General features: G+C 69.3%; 5 protein-coding genes. All 5 read left to right on the forward strand.

Annotated features, from left to right (window positions below):
- Positions 1–155 (forward strand): hypothetical protein (locus NQ160_RS25020; RefSeq protein WP_374113700.1); only part of this gene is annotated, 155 nt, incomplete at its 5' end.
- 109 nt (positions 156–264) lie between these two features.
- A complete protein-coding gene (locus NQ160_RS21770) occupies positions 265–669 on the forward strand; it encodes a histidinol dehydrogenase (RefSeq protein ID WP_257517141.1) in 405 nt (134 codons plus the stop codon).
- A complete protein-coding gene (fdxA, locus tag NQ160_RS21775; RefSeq protein WP_257516462.1) occupies positions 666–983 on the forward strand; it encodes a ferredoxin in 318 nt (105 codons plus the stop codon). The genes NQ160_RS21770 and fdxA overlap by 4 nt, the downstream gene beginning before the upstream one ends.
- A 1-nt stretch (position 984) precedes the next feature.
- A complete protein-coding gene (gene dapC, locus NQ160_RS21780) occupies positions 985–2091 on the forward strand; it encodes a succinyldiaminopimelate transaminase (protein WP_257517142.1) in 1107 nt (368 codons plus the stop codon).
- 101 nt (positions 2092–2192) lie between these two features.
- On the forward strand, positions 2193–2919 hold a 727-nt coding region (locus NQ160_RS21785; protein WP_308211514.1), incomplete at its 3' end, for a citrate/2-methylcitrate synthase.

The raw sequence follows: 2919 nt of genomic DNA on the forward strand, positions 1-2919 counted from the left end.
GGCTGCTGACGCTCGAGGAGAGCCTCGAGTTCGCCCGCGACGACGAATGCGTCGAGGTCACTCCCGAGATCGTGCGCATCCGCAAGGTGAACCTGGACGGCAACGAGCGCGCCCGCAACACCGCCCGCCTCAAGCGCCAGGACGCCAACGCCTGACGCCGTCGTCGCGGCCGCAGCGTTCCTCGCATCGCTGTGGCCGCGTCTGCGCGCGCCACGGGCGCTGCTGCGGGGGTTGGCGGCGTGCCCGGCCGCCTAGACTGCTGAGGTGGAATCGACCAGGGCGCGCGTGCTGACGTGGATCATCGCCGTCGTGACCGGCTTCGTGTACGGGGTCGCCGGGACCGTCTCTCATTCCTACGCCCTCGGGTGGTTCCCGCTCGGTCTCGTGCTGTCCATCGTCGGAGTCTCCGCGCTGCTGGTGGCTGTCCGGCTGCTGACCGGGGACCGGTGGGTCGCCCTGGCAGCCGGTATCGGCGCGATGGCCGCGACCCTCCTGTTCTCGGGTCCCGGCCCCGGTGGCTCGGTCATCGTCCCCGCCCCGACGGACGGAATGCTCTCGGCCGGTGTCGTCTGGACGATCGCCGTGCCCCTCCTCGTCGCGGTCGTCGTCGCCTGGCCCGACCTGTCACGCCTCCCGGATGCGAAGAGGTCGCCTACACTGGGGGAGTGACGTATGTGATCGCCCTCCCGTGCGTCGATGTCAAGGACCGCGCCTGCATCGACGAGTGCCCTGTCGACTGCATCTACGAGGGTGAGAGGTCGCTGTACATCCACCCCGATGAATGCGTGGACTGCGGCGCCTGTGAACCGGTCTGCCCCGTCGAGGCGATCTACTACGAAGACGACCTGCCCGCCGAGTGGGCGGACTACTACACCGCGAACGTCGAGTTCTTCCAGGACATCGGCTCGCCCGGTGGTGCCGCGAAGACGGGAGTGATCAAGCACGATCACCCGATCATCGCCGCTCTCCCGCCGCAGGCCTGACGTGGGGGTCAGCGACCTCGCCGACTACCCCTGGGATGCCGTGGCGGCCTATGCGGCCACAGCGCGATCCCATCCGGGCGGCATCGTCGACCTCTCGATCGGGTCTCCGGTCGATCCCACGCCCGCGGCCGTCGCGGAAGCGCTGGCGGCAGCCACCGATGCCCACGCCTACCCGCAGACCGCCGGTACGCCTCTCCTGCGCGAAGCGATCGTGCACTGGTTCGAGCGTCGGCGTGGCGTACCGGCGCTCAGGCCCGATCACGTGCTGCCCACCGTCGGCTCGAAGGAGCTCGTGGCGCTGCTGCCGCTGCTGCTCGACCTCGGACCCGGCGACGTCGTCGTGCACCCGCGTGCGGCCTACCCGACCTACGAAGTCGGAGCGCGGCTGGTGGGCGCGACGCCGCTGGCGGCCGACGACCCTGCCGAATGGCCCGAAGCGACCCGTCTGGTGTGGCTGAACTCGCCCGGCAACCCCGACGGTCGCGTGCTCGACCACGACGAGCTTCGCCGCGCGGTCGCGCGGGCTCGCCGACTCGGCGCCGTGATAGCAAGCGACGAGTGCTATGCCGAGCTCGGCTGGGAAGGGCGTTGGGCCGACGATCCGGTTCCCAGCATCCTCGACCCGCGCGTCACGGACGGGGACCTCGGCGGCGTGCTGTCGGTGTACTCCCTGAGCAAGCAGTCGAACCTCGCCGGTTACCGCGCGGCGTTCCTCGCCGGTGATCCGGCTCTGGTCTCCCGCCTGCTGACCGCCCGTAAGCACCTGGGTCTCATGCTGCCGGCGCCGGTGCAGGCCGCCGCGGCGGCGGCTCTCGCCGATGACGCCCATGTCGCGGGCCAGAAGGCGCGCTACCGGAGTCGGCGCGAGGTGCTCAAGCCTGCGCTCGAGGCTGCCGGTTTCCGCATCGACCGCAGCGAGGGCGGGCTGTACCTGTGGGCCACGGAGGGCCGCGATGCGTGGGAGAGCCTCGGCCGGCTGGCCGAGCATGGCATCCTGGCGGGCCCCGGCCACTTCTACGGGCCGCACTTCCCCGAGCACGTGCGCTTCTCTCTCACCGCGACCGATGAGCGCATCGCCGAGGCGGCGCGGCGGCTCACGCATCCGTAGCATTCCTCTACCGGATCTCCCCTTCCTTTGGCAGGGAACGGAGTAGGCCCGACAGCCCGTTAGGCTGTATTCACCGACGACCCCGACCGCAAGGAGGCTTCGTGAGCGACGCGAGCACCCAGCAGCCAGAAGCCCCCCAGTCCGTAGCCACGGTCACGATCGGGGAGCGCACGGCAGAACTGCCCATCCTGCGCGGGACGGACGGTGCCGCCGGCGTCGATCTGTCGACCTTCACCAAGCAGACCGGGCACACGACCCTCGACTACGGGTTCGTGAACACCGCAGCGACGAAGTCGGCGATCACCTACATCGACGGTGATGAGGGGATCCTCCGCTACCGCGGCTACCCGATCGAGCAGCTGGCCAAGAACAGCACGTACCTCGAGGTGGCCTGGCTGCTGCTGTACGGCGAGCTGCCCACCGCCGACGAGCTCGGTGCGTTCGACGAGCGCATCCGCCGGCACACCCTGCTGCACGAGGACATCAAGCGGTTCTTCTCGTCATTGCCGCACACGGCGCACCCCATGTCGGTGCTCTCGTCGGCGACGGCGGCACTGTCGACCTACTACGAGAACCAGTCCGACCCGAACAACCCCGAGCATGTGGAGATCAACACCATCCGCCTGCTCGCGAAGCTGCCCGTCATCGCCGCCTACGCGCACAAGAGGAGCGTGGGGCAGGCGTTCCTCTACCCCGACAACTCGCTGAGCTTCGTCGACAACTTCCTGCGCCTGAACTTCGGCGTCATGAGCGAGCAGTACGAGATCAACCCGGTCATGTCACGGGCGCTCGAGCGTCTGCTGATCCTGCACGAGGACCACGAGCAGA

The sequence above is a fragment of the Microbacterium sp. zg.Y909 genome, assembly GCF_024626565.1.